Below are 18,098 nucleotides of genomic sequence, written 5' to 3'. Positions count from 1 at the left end.
CGTCAGTAGCCGCCGACGATTGGCAATATCTCGCCGGTGATGTAGCTCGAGCAGTGCGGCGAGGCGAGGAACACATACGCTGGCGCGATCTCTTCCGGTTGTGCCGGTCGTTTCATCGGTGTGTCGGCGCCAAATTTCGAAACATCGCCGGCTTCCTTGTCCGAGGGGTTGAGCGGCGTCCAAACCGGGCCTGGTGCCACGGCGTTGACCCTTATGCCCTTGTCGACAAGGTTGCCCGAGAGCGCGCGGGTGAAGGCATGAATGCCGCCCTTGGTCATGGAGTAATCGACCAGTTGCTTCGAGCCCTCGATGCCGGTCACTGAACCGGTGTTGATGATCGCCGAACCGGGTTTCATGTGCGGCACGGCCTCCTGCGCCATGTGGAAATAGCCGTAGAGGTTGGTCTTCAGCGTGGTGTCGAAATGCTCCTCCGTCAGCTCGCTGAAATCGCTGGAATGGATCTGGAAAGCGGCGTTGTTGACCAGCACGTCGATCCGCCCAAACTGCTGCACGATCTCAGCCACCGCGTTGTGGCAGTGGTCGCGTTCGCTGACGTCGGCCTTGATCAGGATGCATCGCCGGCCTTCGGCTTCGATGGCCCTTTTGGTCTCTTCGGCGTCCTTGTCCTCCGAGAGATAGACGATCGCCACATCGGCACCTTCACGTGCATAGAGCACGGCCACCGCGCGGCCGATGCCTGAATCGCCGCCGGTAACGACGGCCACTTTGCCGTCGAGCTTTTTCGATCCGATATAAAATGGCGCATCGTAAAGCGGCGCCGGCTCGATCGCCCATTCATGCCCCGGCTTCGGCTGGTGCTGCTCGGGGAAGGGCGGCTCGGGATATTTGCGGGCACCGGCCTGCATGGCGCCTTTTGGCTTGCCTTTGGACCTGGACTTGTCCTTCTCGTCGATACGGCGCTGGATGTGCCGTTGCTTGGCGGCCTCGCCGGCGATTTCCGATTTCATCTGCATGGTCATCTCCCTGGCTTGAAACCCAACAACGCACGTCCGGCGAAAAGGTTTATGCGACCACGTCATTCCTTCAGCCCGGCGACCCGCTCCAGCAGCGGCCGTTGCAGCCGCGGCAGACGGCCGACGCTGAAGGCCGCGTTCCTGAAGCTTTGCATGATGCCGTTGTCCGACTGGGCCATTGACAGGATGCGCTCGCTGAGGGTGATCCACCGTCGCCCTATCGGGTGGCGTTCGCTTGTGTAGCCGGCCAGCGTGCCTTCGACGAAACGCCTGGCGAATGATGCGGCGTCCTAGATGCCGAGATTCATGCCGCGCGCGCCCAGCGGCGAATGCACATGGGCGGCATCGCCTCAGGACCGGCGGCGAGTGGGTTGGGGATCGTGGATGGTCATGATGCTTATCCGGGTGAACAAAAGGTGACCTCATCCGAACGCATGGAGGGTTCGATGGTTTCCGGTCAGCCCGACCTGAAGGGCCAGGGCGGGGTAACCATTCTGTGATCTCGGCTCCCCCAGCCGGAACTTACCCCCGCAGCCGCCGTTAGGGGGCTTGGGGGGTGGATACGGTTTGCTGGATGCGAAATCGGCGAGGGGATGCCGCAGGTCTTTTCAAGGAGCGCCAACGGCATTTCACGCTTCGCTCTGTGGGGCGCGTGTTTCATGGCCATCTTTGCGGCTCTCGGCGGTACCGCCATCCTGCGTTCGGACTTCGTCACCGGCGTTGGCCGGCCGTTGGCGCAACCAGTGCCGTTCAGCCACAGGCACCATGTCGGCGAGCTCGGCCTCGATTGCCGTTATTGCCATAGCGGCGTCGAGACTTCGTCATCGGCTGGTCTGCCGGCGACGGAGGTGTGCATGACCTGCCATTCGCAGCTCTTCACCAACGCGGACATGCTGGCGCCGGTACGGGCGAGCCTTGCCTCCGGGCAGCCATTGCAGTGGCAGCGGGTGAACAGTGTGCCCGACTTCGTCTATTTCAATCATTCGATCCATATCGCCAAAGGCGTCGCCTGCGAGACGTGCCATGGCGAGGTCGACGACATGCCGCTGATACGGCGGGCGCACGCGCTGTCGATGGAATGGTGCCTGGGATGCCATCGCGATCCCGAGCCCAATTTGCGTCCGCCGCAGGACGTGTTCCTGATGCACTGGAAGCCGCCGGCCGGCATCGCCGAAATCCGCCGGTCGCTCATCAGCCTTCTCGATATCCACCCCGAGACCATGACCGACTGTTATGTCTGCCACCGCTGACAAGCCGATTGCGGCTCCAGACATGGCCGGCCTGCGCGAACGGCTTTCGCCTGGTCCGGAGCTGTGGCGGAGCCTCGACGAACTCGCCGATACACCGGAATTCCGCCGCTTCGTCGATGCCGAATTTCCTTCGATCGCCGAGCGCATCCCGGCGCGGCTCGACCGGCGCACGCTGCTGAAGCTGATGGGTGCATCGCTGTCGCTGGCCGGGCTTGCCGCCTGCAGCCGGGCCGAAGACATCCTGCCTTATATCCGCCAGCCGGAAAACATCGTTCCCGGCCGGCCGCTTTATTACGCGACCACGCTGTCGAGCGACGGCTACGGCATCGGTGCGGGGGTCGAAAGCCATGAGGGCCGGCCGACCAAGGTGGAAGGCAATCCCGACCATCCGGCCTCGCGCGGCGCGACGGACGCTGTCATGCAGGCGGCGGTGCTGTCGCTGTTCGACCCCGATCGCTCGCGCATGCCGCTGAAGCATGGCGAACCCGCAGCCTATGACGACTTCCTTGCCGACATGGCCGAGCTCACCTCGCGGCTCGCTGGAGCTGGCACGGCGCTGCTGATCGAAGCAACGACCTCGCCCACCATGAAGGCGCAGCTCGAGGCGCTGCGCGCGCGCTATCCCAGGCTGAGGCTGTTCCGGCACGATCCCCTGGCGACGCCGTCCGGCACCGAAGCCACACAGATCCTGTTCGGCAGGGCGCTTGCACCGGTCTGCCGGTTTGATCGCGCCGACGTGATTTTCAGTCTCGACGCGGATTTCCTGGGCGAAGGCCCCGGTCGTCTCGCCTACGCCCGTGATTTCGCTGCAAGACGCCGCGTGCGCCGGGCGGACGATACGATGAGCCGGCTCTATGCGGTGGAGTCGACGCCGACGATCACCGGCGCTGCCGCCGATCATCGCCGGCCGGTGCGGCCGAGCGAGGTCGAAACCGTCGCAGCGGCGCTGAGCGCCGTGCTTGGCGGCGAAGCGGCGCCAAGCGCCTTGGCATTGGACCCGACCTGGCTGGCTGCCGCCGCGAACGACCTGAAGGCGGCCGGCCGCTCGGCGCTGATCGTGCCGGGCGCCCATCAAACGCCGTTCGTCCATGCCGCCGCTCTTGCCATGAATGCGCGGCTTGGTGCGCTTGGCAACACCGTGGAACTGATCGAGCCGCCCGACGCGATGCCCATCGAGGGCGACCTCGCGGCACTTTGCCAGGCGATCGCCGCGCGGGACATCGACACCGTTGTCATACTTGGCGCCAATCCTCTCCACACTGCGCCTGCGGGACTTGATGTCCACGACGTGTTTTCGCAGCTGAAGCTTCTTGTCCACTGGGGTCTCCACCGCGACGAAACCGCCTTCGTCGCACACTGGCATATCCCTGCTGCGCATGATCTCGAGAGCTGGAGTGACCTGCGCGCCCATGACGGAACCGCGTCGATCGTGCAGCCGCTGATCAGGCCGCTTTACCGGGGGCGGACCGTGCATGAACTCCTCGCCGTGCTTGGCGGTGAATTAGCTGTTTCTGCGCTGCAGCTCGTCCGCCGGACCTGGGCGCAGACACTGGACGATCCTGCGTGGCGAAAGGCGCTTCGCGACGGCTTTGTGTCCGGCAGTGCCAGCATTCCAGCCGATGTCGCGATGCCCCCGGATTTGCGCGGCCTGAAGCCGCGCATCGAAGCGGCAAAAGGCGTCGAAATCCGTTTCGTTGCCGATCCCTGGCTGCGCGATGGACGCAATGCCAATTCGTCCTGGCTGCAGGAGCTGCCGCGGCCGCTGAGCAAGATCGTCTGGGGCAACGCAGCCCTGATGTCGCCGGCGACATCAGGACGGCTTCAGGTGGAAAACGGCCGGGTCGTCAACATCGCCTCGAACGGCATGGACATCGATGCGCCGGTCTGGATCATGCCTGGCCATCCCGACGACACCGTGACGCTTGCTCTGGGTTTCGGCCGGAAGCTCGGTTCGGTGGCAGCACTCGCTGACGGCCACGACGCGTACAGGCTGCGAAGCCCTGAGGCTCCCTGGATCGTCGATGGCGCCATGATCACGCCGCGCGACAGCAGCGCACGGGTCATCACCACACAACACCACCAGGCGATGGAGGGCAGGGCGATCGTTCGCCATGCCTCGCTCGATGCCTTTCGCAAAAATCCGCACTTCGTGCGCGACGGCGTGCCGCCGACGCCAAGCGAGTCGCTCTATCCTGACTGGCAATACAGCCAGGAAGCCTGGGCCATGTCGATCGATCAGTCGGCATGCATCGGCTGCATGGCCTGTGTTTCTGCTTGCCAGGCGGAAAACAACATCGCCACCGTCGGGCCGGACGAGTCGGCACTCGGCCATGAGATGCATTGGCTGCGGATCGACCGCTACTATTCCGGCCCGCCCGACGATCCAGAGGTCTTTTTCCAGCCGGTGCCTTGCATGCATTGCGAGAAGGCGCCGTGCGAGGTCGTCTGTCCGGTCAACGCCACCACCCACACCCATGACGGGCTCAACGCGCAGGTCTATAACCGTTGCATAGGGACGCGCTATTGCTCGCAGAACTGCCCCTACAAGGTGCGGCGCTTCAACTTCCTGGACTTCCAGGAATTCGACAAGGATGCGGCGGGACCCGAACAGGCCGTGCACAATCCAGACGTCAGCGTCCGTTCGCGCGGCGTGATGGAAAAATGCACCTACTGCGTCCAGCGCATTTCCGAAAAGCGCATCAAGGCTCAGACCGAAAACCGCGCCATAGCCGACGGCGAAGTGGTGACCGCCTGCCAGCAGGCCTGCCCGACGCAGGCGATCGTCTTCGGCGATCTCAACGGCAAGGGCGCCAGGGTGGCGCAGGAAAAAGCGGCACCGCATCACTACGCCTTGCTCGAGGAGCTGAATACGCGACCGCGCACCACCTATCTCGGCAAGATCAAAAATATCAATGGCCGTCTCTCGTCGGGCGGGAAAGCCGATGGCTGAGGCTTTTGCTGCAAAACCGGGCGCATTGCCCGTTCTGCGTGGCAGGCACGACCTTCCGGAGATCAGCGGCCGTATCAGTGCGATCGTCCTCGACGGCAGGCTGCCGCGCTATTTCTGGGCAGCTTTTTTTTCCTGCTTCGTCTTCGTCCTCATCTTCCTCTATTCGATCACCTATCTGATCTCGGTCGGCGTTGGCGCCTACGGCATCAACGTCCCCGTCGTCTGGGGCACGATGATCGGCAATTTCGTCTGGTGGATCGGCATCGGCCATGCCGGCACGCTGATCTCGGCCGTGCTCCTGCTTCTGCGCCAGCCATGGCGCGCCTCGATCAATCGCTTTGCCGAGGCGATGACGCTGTTTGCCGTTGCAATGGCCGGGCTTTTCCCGATCCTGCATCTCGGCCGCCCGTGGTTCTTCTACTGGTTGCTGCCGCTGCCCAACACCCATATGCACTGGCCACAATGGCGCAGCCCGCTGGTCTGGGATTTCGCGGCGATCGCCACTTATGCCAGCGTTTCGCTGATGTTCTGGTATATGGGCCTGCTGCCCGATCTCGCCGTCCTGCGCGACCGAGCGAAATCGCGCCCGGCGCAGCTGTTCTACGGCATACTGGCAATCGGCTGGCGCGGTTCGGCCTTTCATTGGGCGCGCTATCAGACGGTCTATTTCCTGATGGCGGCACTGGCCACGCCGCTGGTCGTCTCGGTGCATTCGATCGTCTCGCTCGACTTCACCTTCGCCATCCCGCCGGGCTTCCACTCGACGATCTTTCCGCCCTATTTCGTTGCCGGAGCGCTGCTGTCCGGCTTCGCCATGGTGCTCACCATCGCCATCCCGCTGCGCTGGGCGTTTTCGGTCCAGGATCTGATCACGCTGCGGCACATGGACAATGCCGCCAAGCTGATGATCGCCGCCGGCATGATCGTCATCTATGGCTACGCGTCCGAGGCCTTCTTCGCCTGGTATTCGGGCGAGATCTACGAGCGCACGATGATGTGGCAGCGCGCCTTCGGACCTTATGCGCCGCTGTTCTGGGCCATGCTCGCCTGCAACGGCGCAGTTTTGCAATTGCTCTGGTTCCGACGGGTGCGCCTCAACATGCCGGGGCTGTTCGCCATTGCACTCATCATCAACGTCGGCATGTGGATCGAGCGCTATGTCATCGTCGTCACCGGGCCAAGCCGCGATTACCTGCCGTCGTCCTGGGGCGAGCAGTCATTGAGGTGGCTCGACTTCGGCATCCTGTTCGGCTCGATCGGCACCTTCTTAGCACTGGTCTTCCTGTTCATCCGCATCCTCCCGGCCATCACCATCTTCGAGGTCGAGGAGCTGGCCGAGGAAAGGGGCAGCGCAGGATGAGACTTTACGGCGTCATCGCGGCTTTCGCCGATCCCGAAGCGCTGACCGAGGCGGTCCGCACCATGCGGGCGCGTGGCTACCGGCGCATGGACGCGTTCTCGCCATTCCATGTGCGTGGGTTGGCCGAGATGCTCGGCATGCGCAAGACGCGCTTGCCGTGGGCCATCCTTGGCGGCGCCGTCGCTGGCGCGGTGTTTGTCTACAGGCTGATCCTCTATTCGGTCGAGATCGACTATCCGCTCAATGTCGGCGGCCGGCCGCTGCATTCCTGGCCGGCCTTTCTCGTCATTGCCTTCGAGGCGGCGATACTTGGCGCCGCGCTGGCCGCATTCTTCGGCGGGCTGGCCGCCAATCGCCTGCCCGAATATTACCACCCGGTCTTCAATGCCACGAGCTTCACCTACGCGCGCGGCGGCAAGTTCTACCTGCTCGTCGAAGCCGCCGATCCGAAGTTCCGCAAGGGCGTGACCAAGGGCCAGCTGACCCGGCTTGGCGCCGAAACCGTCGAGGAGGTGGAGGCGTGAACATGCGCACGAGTCTGCTGGCGGCAGCCTTGCTGCTCGCCGGCTGCCGGCAGGACATGGAGGACCAGCCGCGCTACGATCCGCTCGAAAAGAGCAACCAGTTCGCCAACGGCATGTCGGCGCGGGCGCCGGCCGAGGACACGGTCGCACGCGATGCCGATCTTTCGCCGGTGCCGGACACGTTTCCCTATCCGGTCACCATGACGCTGCTGCGGCGAGGCCGGCAGCGCTTCGACATCTTCTGTTCGCCTTGCCACGGCCGCACCGGCGACGGCCACGGCATAGTCGTCGAGCGTGGCTTTCCAGCGCCGCCCACCTATCATCAGGACGCGCTGCGCAAGGCGAGTGACAGGCATTTCTATGAGGTCATCAGCTACGGCTATGGCGCCATGTTTTCCTACGCGGCGCGCGTCCCGCCTGCCGACCGCTGGGCGATCGTCGCCTATATCCGCGCCCTGCAATATTCGCGCGAGGCGCCAATTGCCGAACTGCCGGAAAGCCTCCGCGCCGAGCTCAATGCGGAGCCAGATCGATGATGCGGCTTGCCACCGAACGTTTGATTTTGCCGGCGCTTGCCGTGGCCGCCGCCGGACTTGTGCTTTGCGCCGCGGGATTGGCCTTCGACCTCAGAGCCATGTTGGCCGGCTGGCTGCCTGCGGCGCTGTTCCTGCTCGGCCTGCCGCTCGGTGCGCTGACCATCCTGATGGTGCATGGGCTGACCGGTGGCCGCTGGGGCGAGGCAATCCGCCAGCCGCTACGCGGCTTGGTCACGACGCTGCCGCTGGCGCTGCTTCTGCTGCTGCCGGTTCTGCCCAGGCTCGACCTGGTCTTTCCCTGGGCGAGTGCCGATGCGGCTGCATTGCCCGAGACGGTGCGCCTGAAATTCTCTTATCTGAACGTTCCGTTCTTTTTGTTGCGCTTTGCCGCCTGCGCTACGATCTGGCTGGTGCTGGCGTGGCGCGTGCTCGACTGGACAACGACCGATAGCGGCCGCGGCAGCGCCGGCCGCGGCAAGGCCTATGCCGCTGGATTGATTGCGCATGGGCTGACGGTGACGATCTTTGCCATCGACTGGATGCTCTCGCTCGAGCCGGAGTTCTCCTCGACGATCTATGCGCTGCTGGAAGCATCCGCCGAAGTCGTCGGCGCTTACGCTCTGGCAATGACGGTGCTGTGTGCGAACCGCTCGATCGAGGTCATGCCGGGCGGCGAGGAGGATGTCGCGCTGAGCGAGGATTTGGCCAACATGCTGTTCGGCTTCGTGCTGCTATGGGCCTACCTGTCGTTCATGCAATGGCTGGTGACCTGGGGCGGCGACCTGCCGAACGAGATCCGCTGGTACCTCATTCGCAGCAGCAATGGCTGGCAATATCTGCTCTGGCTGCTGATTGCGCTGCAATTCGCGATCCCCTTTGCCGGGTTGCTCAGCCGGGATCTAAAGCGCAGCCATGCCGGCCTTCTGTGGATCTGCGGCATCGTGCTGGCCGGCCATTATGTCGATGTCCTGTGGCGGATCAGACCGCCGCTTGCCGGTGGCGGTGTGACAGCGTTCTGGTGCGACCTTGCCGCGCTGGCAGGAGCCGGCGGCCTCTGGCTTGCGCTGCTGCTTTTCGTGCTTGGCCGGCCGGACGGTATCGGCTTCTGGCGCCGGGGGCCGGCGCATGGCTAGGGCGGCCCGCCATCCCGAAACGCGCGATATCTGGCCGGGCGCGCTGCTTGCCTTCGCGGCCGGCTTGCTGCTGTTCCTGGCGGCATCAGCCATCGTCCTCGGGCTCGTCTTCGACACCAGACCGTTGTGGCCGCTGCCGGGGCCATCGTCGGCCGGCAACCGAGCCAGTCCCGCCTTGCAGCGCTTTCCGGAAGACGACCTAGCCGCCTTCCGCAAGGCGGAGGAGCAGGCACTGAACAAAGTCGGCTGGGTCGACCGCACCGCCGGCATTGCCCGCATTCCGATCGAGGACGCCATGTGGGCGATCGTCAGCCACGGTTTGCCGAACTGGGGGCAGCCGCCGGCGGCCGCCGGCGCCGACTGCGGATTGGTCGAGGCCGAGATACCACGCGCGCCACAGGCCGCTCGCTGCCGGACCGCGCCAGGCCAGGGAGGCAGGCCGTGAAGGCTTGGCTAACCGCTTTTTCCCTCCTCGTGGCGCTGCCCGCCACGGCCGTCGCACGCCCGGCCTTCGATCCCGAAATCGGCGCACAGCTCAGCCTCGACCGGGTGTTTCGTGATGCATCCGGCGTGCAGCGCACGATCGGCCAAACGCTTGCGGGCCGGCCGGCGCTGCTGATTTTCGGCTATGACAAATGTCCGAACCTTTGTGGTGTGACCCAACAGGCGGTCGCTTCGGATTTGAAAAAGACGTCGCTCGATCCCGAAACCTATCGCGCTTTGTTCGTCTCGATCGATGCCGCCGACACGGCCGGTGATGCGAGCGATGCGCAAACCACCGTCGCCGCTGTGGCCGACGCGAGGAACCTGTCGGCATGGCGGTTCCTGACCAGTGCCGACGGCGCCGGTGCCGCCCTTGCGGCGGAGGCTGGCATCAGCTTCGACACACGCGCCAGGATCGACCAGTTCGCCCATCCGATCGCCGTCATCGCGCTGACGCCGAAAGGCCGGATAGCGCAGGTGCTGCCGGCGCTGAGCTTCACGCCGCGCGATCTTAAGCTTGCCCTTGTCGAGGCATCTTCCGGCAAGCTCGGCTCGATCGCCGATCATGCCTTCCTGCTCTGCGCCGGCTTCGATACCTCTAAGGGGCAATATACGCCGGCGATTTGGGCTGCCTTGAAGCTCGCCAGCATCGTGATGGTGGTGGGGTTGGCGACGGCCATACTGCAGCTGGCGCGCAGGAGGCGGGCGTGAGCTTCGGTATCCGGTTTTTCCCGCCGGAAGCCTCGTCGATCGCAAGCAGCATCGATGCGTTGTTCTATACATTGCTGGCCTTCGCGGCCGCGCTCGGCCTGTTCCTGACCGTTCTCGTGGTCGGCTACGCCGTCAAATATCGCGTCGGCTCCGCCGCCGACCGTACCGGGGCGCGTGCCCGCAGCCTGCCGCTGGAGATGACATGGAGCATTGCCAGCCTGGTGATGGCCTTCATCTTCTTCGGCTGGGGCGCAGTCCTGTTTGTGCGGCGCGACCATCCGCCGCCGGACGCTATCGAGATCGCCGGCCTCGGCAAGCAATGGATGTGGGAGTTCCGCCATTCCGGCGGCCAGCGTGAGATCAACGAGCTGCACGTGCCGGTCGGCAAGGCGGTGGTGGTGTCGCTGGCATCGCAGGACGTCATCCACTCCTTCTATGTGCCGGCCTTTCGGGTGAAGCAGGATGCGGTGCCGGGACGCACCACCAACGTCTGGTTCATTGCCACCGAACCGGGCCGCTACCATCTGTTCTGCGCCGAATATTGCGGCACCCAGCATTCCGAAATGGGCGGCTGGGTAACGGTGCTGGCTCCGGAGCAATATGCGTCGTGGCTGGGCAGCCAAGATGAAGGCGAAAGCCTCGCCGCGAGCGGCGGGAAACTGTTCCGCGCGCTCGGCTGCTCCGGCTGTCATGGCAATTCCAGTAAGGTGCGGGCGCCCGGCCTCGATGGGATTTTCGGCCGGCCGGTGGCGCTGGCGAACCGGCAGACGGTCATCGCCGACGAACGCTATCTGCGCGATTCGATCCTTGTCCCGAACAAGGAAATCGCCGCCGGCTACCAGCCGGTGATGCCGAGCTTCGACGGTCTGGTCGATGAAGCCGAGTTGCAGATGCTGATGGCCTATCTCAAGTCGCTTTCGTTCCAATTTCCCTCGTTCCCGGCGGCAAACAGCGAGGCGCCGCAATGAATCGCGATTTGGCGCCGGCAAACTATCTCAGTGAGGGTGCCTGGCCGCGCGCCTGGCTGCTGACAACCGACCACAAACGGGTAGCGTGGCTCTATCTCGTCTCGCTGACGGCCTTCTTCTTCCTCGGCGGTGCGTTTGCCGTGCTGATGCGCATCGAGCTTGCGACGCCGGCCGGCGACCTGGTCTCCGACGATGTCTACAACCGGCTGTTTTCGCTGCACGGCATCATCATGGTATGGTTCTTTCTGGTGCCGTCGATCCCGGCGACGCTCGGCAATTTCCTGTTGCCGCTGATGATCGGCGCGCGCGATCTTGCCTTTCCCCGCCTCAACCTGGCCAGCTGGTATGTCTTCATGTTCGGCAGCCTGTTCGCGCTCGCCTCGGTGCTTTTGGGCGGCGTCGACACCGGCTGGACCTTCTACACGCCGCTGTCGACGCTCTATGCCAACGGCTTTGTCTCGACCGCGGCATTTGGCGTTTTCATCGTCGGCTTTTCGACAATCATGACCGGCATCAATTTCATCGTTACCGTCCACACCTTGCGGGCGCCCGGCCTCACCTGGTTCCGGCTGCCGATCTTCGTCTGGACGCTGTACGCCACCAGCCTGGTGATGGTGCTGGCAACGCCGGTGCTTGCAGCATCGCTGATCCTCATCGTGCTGGAGCGCGTCTTCGGCATCGGCATCTTCAATCCCGACCTCGGCGGCGATCCGCTGTTGTTCCAGCATCTGTTCTGGTTCTACTCGCACCCCGCCGTCTACATCATGATCCTGCCGGGCATGGGGGTGGTCTCGGAAGTGCTGCCGTGCTTCAGCCGCCGGCCACTGTTCGGCTACAAGGCCGTCGCCCTGGCTTCAATGGCGATCGCCGTCTTCGGCTTTCTCGTCTGGGGCCACCACATGTTCGTCAGCGGGCAGTCGGCCTATGCCGGCGTGGTGTTTTCGTTCCTGTCCTTCTGCGTCGCGATCCCATCGGCGATAAAGGTGTTCAACTGGAGCCTGACGCTGCGCAAGGGCGAAATCAGCTTCGAGACGCCGATGCTTTATGCCCTGTTCTTCCTGGCGCTATTCACTTTTGGCGGGCTGGCCGGCCTTTTCCTTGCCGCCCTCGCCGTCGACGTCCACGTTCACGACACCTATTTCGTCGTCGCCCATTTCCACTACATCATGGTCGGCGGCATGGTGACCGCCTACATGGCCGGGCTGCATTTCTGGTGGCCGAAGCTCACCGGCCGCATGTATTCGGAGATTTGGGGCCGTATAGCCGCGGCTGTGACCTTCATCGGCTTCAACCTGACTTTTTTTCCGCAATATGTGCTCGGCTTTTTGGGCATGCCGCGGCGCTACCATACCTATCCGCCGGAATTCGCTTTCTGGCACATCCTGTCGTCGGCAGGCGCCGTGGTGCTGGCGATCGGCTATCTGATGCCGCTGCTCTATTTGGCGTGGTCGCTGTTTCGAGGCGCGCGGGCGCCGGATAATCCATGGCAAGCCACCGGGCTCGAATGGCAAACAAGCTCGCCGCCTCCGGCGCATAATTTCGATCGCATGCCGACCGTCACCAGGCCAGCCTACGATTATCCGATGAAAGGCCTGACCGAGAAACGGTCGGACCCGGTGGAGGATCTGGTTTGAAGTCACCGATGACAAGCATCGCCTTCGACCCGCCGGCTCGCGAAACGGCAGCCGCCAGCTTTGCCATGTGGGTGTTCATCGGCTCCGAGGCGATGCTGTTCGGCGCCATCCTGCTCGTCTTCATGTTTGCCCGGTTGAGTTATGGCGACGCCTTCGCCGGCGCGGCGAAGCATCTGTCGCTGCCACTGGGCACGGCCAATACCGTCGTCCTGATCACCAGCAGTTTCGCCATGGCGCTCGCCCATATGTACACGGCCGCGCGGCGATGGCGCGCCGCCGGCCGGGCATTGGCTGCGACGGCGCTGCTCGGCGTCGTCTTCCTGGCGATCAAGGCGACGGAGTACGCCAGGGAATTCGGCGAAGGGCTGGCGCCGGTGCTCGGCGCGCCTTTCATCTATAAGGGCCCGGATCCTGTCCATGCCGAATTCTTCTTCGGCCTCTATTTCGCGATGACCTCACTGCATGCCTTGCATCTGATTTGCGGCGTAATCGTCATCGGCGGCATCCTCGCTCTGTGGCCGCGCACGATCGAGGCCAGCCGGTTCCGCCGCGTGCAGGCAATCGGCCTCTATTGGCATTTCGTCGATATCGTCTGGGTCTTCCTGTTCCCCGTCCTCTATCTGATCAACAGATGAGCGAGTTCCGCAAACTCACGCTTGCCTATGTCGGGCTTCTGGCCTTGCTGGCCCTGACTGTCGGCTCGTCCTTCCTGGCGCTTGGCGCCTTCAATTCGGCACTCAACCTGACGATCGCCGCGGCCAAGGCTGCCGTCATCGCCATCCTGTTCATGCATCTGGCCAGCGCCGGCGTCCTGCCGTGTCTTGCGGTCGCTGCTGCCGGGCTTTGGCTGATGATCCTGTTCGGGCTGACGCTGATCGGACAATAGGCCGAAGCGGCGCACCTCGTTCATACCCTTACAGCGGCTCCGGAACGGCTTTGCACGGACGGCTTTTGCTCGGCCGCCGGCATGGAAGCCCTTTGGCCATCGCCATTCAGATGCCGGGCCTCGTCCTCGGCTGCGTCTTCAAGCTTGGCGACGAGCAGATCCTTGAGGTCGCCAACCTCTTCCTCGATGTCTTCGATGGGTACGCCGGCGTCGGCCGCCTCTTCCTCGCATTCCCTGGCGAGGATTTCCGCCTCTCTTTCAAGCCTGATCGGAGGCGGCGGCACATGAACGTTTTCGTGAATCCAGTCCTGCAAGAATTCTATCGCACTATCACTCATGGGGCTCACCTGTAGCGGCAAACTGTAGTGCCATTAACGTACGTGCTGCAAAATGGATGCTTGGCAACGCCGGATTTCGAATAGCGATACTTGACAATAGCGTGATCGCCAAGGAGCTAGAGTTTTGCAGCCAGGGAAATCATTTGGCGTCGCAGAAATGCGGCTAACCAGACAGTTGGAGCGGGATGTAATTTGAAGGCATCCCGCCCTAAGACGCGTTGCGCCGTCGCGCTGGTGTTGCGCGATTCGGGTCGCCGGACGGCCGAACATCGTCATCTGCGGCAGATCGTGTCGGCCGCTCAGCGACACGGTCGGCGCGCATTTTGCGTTTATGCGCCATCCAGAATGGCAAGAGCTCGGCAAGAAAACTGTATATCGTTGTCTTCATCGGCATGCTCCGGACAACGGTTACAACTCGTCATCCCGGAGTTCCGTTCCAGCAAAGAGTTCCGTTCCGGCAAATCCGTCGCCTCTACAATTGCGATTCGATAGGCAGGCATCCAACCAGCGCTGCAACGATGCGCCGATAGAGACTGGCCTCGGGTTCATGCGAGTATTGCCGCATCTCGCCATCCGCCATGCCGAGCCACCGCAAGGCGCCTTTGTCCAAGACCAGCTGGTAGCTCGTCTGCGCCGACTTTTCGCGCTCGAACCGCCGGCGCAACTCCATCACCAGATTGGTATCATGGAAAAGCACGCCCATTTCCGCATTCAACGACACCGAACGCGGATCGAAATTGAAGGAACCGACAAACCCCAACGTGTCGTCGACCGTGAAGGCCTTGGTGTGGAGGCTGGCTCCCTTTGAGCCGAAAACGGAGATGTTGGCCTGGCGGTCGAATGGCTGCAATTCGAAAAGCTGGATACCCTTTTTAAGCAGCTTGCGGCGGTATTTGGCATAGGCGCCGTGCACGGCGGCGACGTCCGTCGCGGCGAGCGAGTTGGTCAGGATTGCAACCTCGGCGCCACGGTCCACCAGCTTCGACAGGATGGCCAACCCGGTGCGGCTGGGGATGAAATAGGGCGAGACAATTTCGAGGCGCTGCCTGGTCGCCGCGATAGCGGGAAGCAGCTCCTTTGTCAGCCAGTTCCTGCGGCTCTTGCCGCGCACCTTTTCCGGCGGATCGGAAATGACGCGAACGCCTTTCGTCCAGCAGACGTCGCTGTGCGCTACAATGAACTCCGTGATCGTGCGCCAGGCACGCAGGCTGTTCAAAAGCTGGCCGTCCGCGGTCGCATCGAGATTGTCGAGGAAATCGGCGCGCGAGCCCGCCGTAGCCGGATTGAGCAGTTGGATCGGCTTTGCCGCCTCGCAATTCCAGAACGCCTCGAAGATCTGCATCGTCTGCCCTACGGCAGGACCGAGAAGCAACAGGTCGAGATCACGAAAATTCGTCTCCGCAGCGTCGAAATAGGCATCGCCGATGTTTCTTCCTCCGACGATGGCCAGGCTCTCGTCGGCGATCCAGGCCTTGTTGTGCATGCGGCGGGTCATCGCAAACAGCCGGGCGACCATCTCCAGCGAGCGAAAGATGCTGCCGTTCCTCATGCCGCTGGGGTTGAATAGCCTCAGCTCGATGTTCTTGTAGCTGTTGAGCGCCAGGTAAGCGGCGTCGCTGTTGCGCGGATTGATATCGTCCAGCAGCAGGCGGACGCGGACACCGCGCTCCGCCGCCTTGACGACCTCCTGCATAAGCAGCCGGCCGCTATGGTCGTCGTGCCAGAGATAGTACATCAGGTCGAGGCTGCTGGTAGCACTGCGCGCGGCAAGGATTCGCGCGGCAAACGCGTCATAATTGTCGGCGATCAGCAGCAGTCCGCTATTACCGGCCGCGATCTTGTCCTGGGCAAACCGCGAAATGGCTGTATCCATGAAATGCACCGGCGAACGTCAGCGAAGCAAACGATCTGAAAATCTGACTAACAACCCTTCAGGTTCATTCTGGTTGCAGTCGCGGCTGCCTTATCGCGTCCAGGTTCAGGCGGGCCTTGATGGGCAGATGGTCGGAGGCGCGCTGCGCCAGCGGCGTCTTGTGCACCTCGATGCTGGAAATGAGGTGCGGCGGCCTGGCCAGGATGCGGTCGAGCGCAAACAGCGGAAAGCGCGACGGAAAGCTCGGCAGAACCGCATCGATCGGACCGAAATGCGGCAGCAGGGCCAGCAGCGAAGACCTGTTGCGGACGCGCCACTCGTTGAGATCGCCGAGCAAGATTGTCGGCCGCAGAACCGGGTGCGTGGCTTCGACAAGCGCGTTGGCTTGCTGCGAGCGCGAGCGCCGCAGCAAGCCGAAATGCGCGGCTATGATCCTGAGCGAGACGCCCTTCAGCTCCAGGTCCGCGATAACCGCGCCGCGCGGCTCGAGGCCGGGCAGCCGGATCTGGTTCACGCTTTCGACCACGCCGCGTCGCGCCAGGATCAGATTTCCATGCCAGCCATGGCTGCGGCGGTTTTCCGGGACATGTGTGGGGACGAGATCGCTGTCGCGCTCGAGTGCTGCGAGATCCAGCAATCCCTGCCTGCTTCCGGTCCTTTCGTCGGCCTCCTGCAAAGCAATGATATCGGCATCGAGCTCCTTGACCACGGCCGCGACCCGCTCCGGATCGAACCTGCCGTCGGTGCCGACGCATTTATGCACATTGTAGGATGCGACCGTGGTGCATGAAATTTCACTGCCGGGTGCCGTAAACCGCGGCACTTCCCTTCGCAGCGCAGCGCCAAGCGACCTTGGGAGGGTAGGCGATCGATCCAGCATGTGGTCCATTTGCGGTTGAGTCGGCGAGTGGCGGCCATTGCGATTATGGCGCGTGCGGAGGTCTGAAACAACGACGACCTTGCAAAACCGTTCCACCACCGGCCTCGGCGCGCCCGCGGTCTGGAACTCAGACGGGCAACAACACGTTTCGGGAAGGCAGCGCAGTCAACGGAGAAGTCGAATGCAGTCCTTAGCCGCAGATTCCGCCCCCCGCCCAGGCCCGCTCAGGATTGTCCCGTTCGATGGAACTGTGACCGTTCGGTTCTCCGATGCCATTATCGCGTCGAGCGAGCGGGCAAAGCTGCTCTATGAAGACGGCCATGATCCGGTTTTCTACATCCCCTTCGAGGACATCTATTTCGACCTGTTGGAGAAGACGAACACAACGAGCCACGGCGCGCTGAAGGGCACGGCAAGCTATTGGCGTGTTCATGCGGTCGGTTCGTCGGCAGAAGACTTCATGTGGGCCTACGAGACGCCCGACACCCCGGCATTGGCGATCGCCCGCCATGGTGCGTTCGATCCCGACCGGGCGCGGATCGAGGCCGATCCCGCGGAAGACAAGCGGCACACGCCGCACGTCACCGAGTAGACCCACATCGGCGATAGCCGCCAGCTTTCCGTCAGCTCGGGAACTCTTCCTTGAGGATGCGCAGGCCGTCTTCGTATTTCGCCGTCGAGGCACCGATCTGCCGTGCCTGCCATAGATTGTCGGCGAGATCGGCGCGCTTGACCGGCAATGCTAGCGGGTTAGCCGCGGCCCTGCGAACGAAGGCGGCATCGTCCTCGTTCGGCCGCCGCGTCATGGCATCGACGGCAGATACGATGGACGGTCCAAACCCGGCCGCCTCAAGCCGGTCGCGGTTCCAGCCGTCGCCTTTTTCGATGACGTCGTGAAGATAGGCGATGGCTTTCTGGTCGAGCGTTTCGACGGCATCGACGACCCGGCGGCAATGTTCGATATAAGGCCTTCCAGTCTTGTCCGCCTGTGCGGCATGGGCCTGTTCGGCGATTTTTGCCGCGCGATACAGCACGCTCATCGGATCGACCCCGTAACGAACAGCGCATTCCTGGCGCACCAACGCGCCATAGTCAGCGCGAGTTCCGATGCACAACGGGACGCCCTGCTCCCTCACTTGCGTGCTGAATGCCGCCGCAGCAGGCGCGACACGTCAGGAGACGCGTTCAAAACTGTCGAGGCTGGTTCCAAAGGCGCGCCAGGCGGGGAGTTTCCTGGCTCGGGCCGGCGCCCCTTCCTTTTCCGCCGACAAAGCGGCATCGGCAACAGTGTGCCACAGCATCTCCAGCTTCCCGTTCCTGAGGATGCCGGTATAGCTCACCGCTGCGGCTCCGACCCGCCCTTCGGCCGCGCAGGTGAATCCGATGACGTCTCCATGGCAGGCACCGAACAGCGGCACCGTCATGCCGAAGAAGGCGCTGTCCTCCAGCGCCGTCCTGAAGGTTCCGCTGATCCGTCCGCCTTCTTCGCCGGTTATTTCGACCACCGACCCGTACTGGTTCCGCCAGGTGCCCAGCCAACTCATCGTTGCTCCTCCTGATTGCCTCCACAGGGATTGCGTTGCCACACGGCCGCCAAG

General features: G+C 63.3%; 21 protein-coding genes. 14 read left to right on the top strand and 7 right to left on the bottom strand.

Annotated features, from left to right (window positions below; all coding sequences use genetic code 11):
* Window positions 1-2: 2 nt before the first annotated feature.
* Window positions 3-974 (bottom strand): SDR family oxidoreductase, encoded by a 972-nt coding sequence (locus X760_RS61315; protein WP_023720537.1) that lies wholly within the window; start codon window positions 972-974, stop codon window positions 3-5.
* 290 nt (window positions 975-1,264) lie between these two features.
* On the bottom strand, window positions 1,265-1,309 hold the full coding sequence (locus X760_RS78065) for a hypothetical protein (protein WP_245278646.1): 45 nt from the start codon (window positions 1,307-1,309) through the stop codon (window positions 1,265-1,267).
* Here X760_RS78065 and X760_RS76515 point away from each other — a divergent pair, their 5' ends adjacent.
* The 13 genes from X760_RS76515 (at window position 1,310) to X760_RS61265 (ending at window position 13,409) form a co-directional block, all read left to right on the top strand.
* Window positions 1,310-1,474, top strand: a complete 165-nt coding sequence (locus X760_RS76515; protein WP_156948136.1) for a hypothetical protein — start codon at window positions 1,310-1,312, stop codon at window positions 1,472-1,474.
* A gap of 159 nt (window positions 1,475-1,633) precedes the next feature.
* Window positions 1,634-2,224 carry a cytochrome c3 family protein gene (locus X760_RS61310; protein WP_245278644.1) on the top strand — a complete coding sequence of 197 codons (591 nt, stop codon included), beginning with the start codon at window positions 1,634-1,636 and terminating at the stop codon, window positions 2,222-2,224.
* A complete protein-coding gene (locus tag X760_RS61305) occupies window positions 2,208-5,174 on the top strand; it encodes a TAT-variant-translocated molybdopterin oxidoreductase (RefSeq protein WP_023720533.1) in 2,967 nt (988 codons plus the stop codon). Before X760_RS61310 ends, X760_RS61305 begins: the two co-directional genes overlap by 17 nt.
* On the top strand, window positions 5,167-6,534 hold the full coding sequence (gene nrfD, locus X760_RS61300) for an NrfD/PsrC family molybdoenzyme membrane anchor subunit (protein ID WP_023720532.1): 1,368 nt from the start codon (window positions 5,167-5,169) through the stop codon (window positions 6,532-6,534). Before X760_RS61305 ends, nrfD begins: the two co-directional genes overlap by 8 nt.
* The gene (locus X760_RS61295; protein WP_023720531.1) at window positions 6,531-7,058 is read left to right on the top strand and encodes a DUF3341 domain-containing protein; all 528 of its coding nucleotides are present in this window, start codon (window positions 6,531-6,533) and stop codon (window positions 7,056-7,058) included. Before nrfD ends, X760_RS61295 begins: the two co-directional genes overlap by 4 nt.
* Window positions 7,059-7,060: 2 nt before the next feature.
* Entirely contained in the window at window positions 7,061-7,594 is a 534-nt protein-coding gene (locus tag X760_RS61290; RefSeq protein ID WP_023720530.1) for a cytochrome c, read from the top strand.
* Window positions 7,591-8,727, top strand: a complete 1,137-nt coding sequence (locus tag X760_RS0138660) for a hypothetical protein (protein WP_023720529.1) — start codon at window positions 7,591-7,593, stop codon at window positions 8,725-8,727. Before X760_RS61290 ends, X760_RS0138660 begins: the two co-directional genes overlap by 4 nt.
* Window positions 8,720-9,172, top strand: a complete 453-nt coding sequence (locus tag X760_RS73790; protein ID WP_023720528.1) for a hypothetical protein — start codon at window positions 8,720-8,722, stop codon at window positions 9,170-9,172. The genes X760_RS0138660 and X760_RS73790 overlap by 8 nt, the downstream gene beginning before the upstream one ends.
* Window positions 9,169-9,921, top strand: coding sequence for an SCO family protein (locus X760_RS61285; protein ID WP_031194452.1), 753 nt, complete (start codon window positions 9,169-9,171; stop codon window positions 9,919-9,921). The genes X760_RS73790 and X760_RS61285 overlap by 4 nt, the downstream gene beginning before the upstream one ends.
* On the top strand, window positions 9,918-10,889 hold the full coding sequence (gene coxB / locus X760_RS61280; RefSeq protein WP_023720526.1) for a cytochrome c oxidase subunit II: 972 nt from the start codon (window positions 9,918-9,920) through the stop codon (window positions 10,887-10,889). The genes X760_RS61285 and coxB overlap by 4 nt, the downstream gene beginning before the upstream one ends.
* On the top strand, window positions 10,886-12,523 hold the full coding sequence (ctaD, locus tag X760_RS61275; RefSeq protein WP_023720525.1) for a cytochrome c oxidase subunit I: 1,638 nt from the start codon (window positions 10,886-10,888) through the stop codon (window positions 12,521-12,523). The genes coxB and ctaD overlap by 4 nt, the downstream gene beginning before the upstream one ends.
* An 8-nt stretch (window positions 12,524-12,531) precedes the next feature.
* Window positions 12,532-13,158, top strand: coding sequence for a cytochrome c oxidase subunit 3 (locus X760_RS61270; RefSeq protein ID WP_023720524.1), 627 nt, complete (start codon window positions 12,532-12,534; stop codon window positions 13,156-13,158).
* On the top strand, window positions 13,155-13,409 hold the full coding sequence (locus X760_RS61265) for an oxidase (protein WP_023720523.1): 255 nt from the start codon (window positions 13,155-13,157) through the stop codon (window positions 13,407-13,409). The genes X760_RS61270 and X760_RS61265 overlap by 4 nt, the downstream gene beginning before the upstream one ends.
* Window positions 13,410-13,429: 20 nt before the next feature.
* On the opposite strand, the gene X760_RS61260 is transcribed toward X760_RS61265, so the two are convergent.
* The 3 genes from X760_RS61260 to X760_RS61250 all read right to left on the bottom strand — a co-directional run bounded on the left by X760_RS61260 (window position 13,430) and on the right by X760_RS61250 (window position 16,443).
* On the bottom strand, window positions 13,430-13,747 hold the full coding sequence (locus X760_RS61260; protein ID WP_023720522.1) for a DUF768 domain-containing protein: 318 nt from the start codon (window positions 13,745-13,747) through the stop codon (window positions 13,430-13,432).
* A gap of 472 nt (window positions 13,748-14,219) precedes the next feature.
* The gene (locus X760_RS61255; protein ID WP_023720521.1) at window positions 14,220-15,620 is read right to left on the bottom strand and encodes a phospholipase D family protein; all 1,401 of its coding nucleotides are present in this window, start codon (window positions 15,618-15,620) and stop codon (window positions 14,220-14,222) included.
* Between the two features lie 64 nt (window positions 15,621-15,684).
* Window positions 15,685-16,443, bottom strand: coding sequence for an endonuclease/exonuclease/phosphatase family protein (locus X760_RS61250; RefSeq protein ID WP_245278643.1), 759 nt, complete (start codon window positions 16,441-16,443; stop codon window positions 15,685-15,687).
* A gap of 307 nt (window positions 16,444-16,750) precedes the next feature.
* Between X760_RS61250 and X760_RS61245 the strand changes: the two genes are divergently transcribed.
* Window positions 16,751-17,092 (top strand): DUF427 domain-containing protein, encoded by a 342-nt coding sequence (locus tag X760_RS61245; protein ID WP_245278642.1) that lies wholly within the window; start codon window positions 16,751-16,753, stop codon window positions 17,090-17,092.
* A gap of 31 nt (window positions 17,093-17,123) precedes the next feature.
* Here the strand turns inward: X760_RS61245 and X760_RS61240 are convergent, their stop codons facing one another.
* Window positions 17,124-17,540, bottom strand: coding sequence for an HD domain-containing protein (locus X760_RS61240; protein WP_023720518.1), 417 nt, complete (start codon window positions 17,538-17,540; stop codon window positions 17,124-17,126).
* Between the two features lie 132 nt (window positions 17,541-17,672).
* Window positions 17,673-18,044 (bottom strand): avidin/streptavidin family protein, encoded by a 372-nt coding sequence (locus tag X760_RS61235; protein ID WP_023720517.1) that lies wholly within the window; start codon window positions 18,042-18,044, stop codon window positions 17,673-17,675.
* Window positions 18,045-18,098 lie beyond the last annotated feature (54 nt).

This window comes from Mesorhizobium sp. LSHC420B00, from assembly GCF_000503055.1.
Taxonomy (GTDB): Bacteria; Pseudomonadota; Alphaproteobacteria; order Rhizobiales; family Rhizobiaceae; genus Mesorhizobium.
The sequence above is the reverse complement of the archived record's forward strand: the minus strand, read 5'-3'. Positions and strand labels throughout refer to the sequence as shown.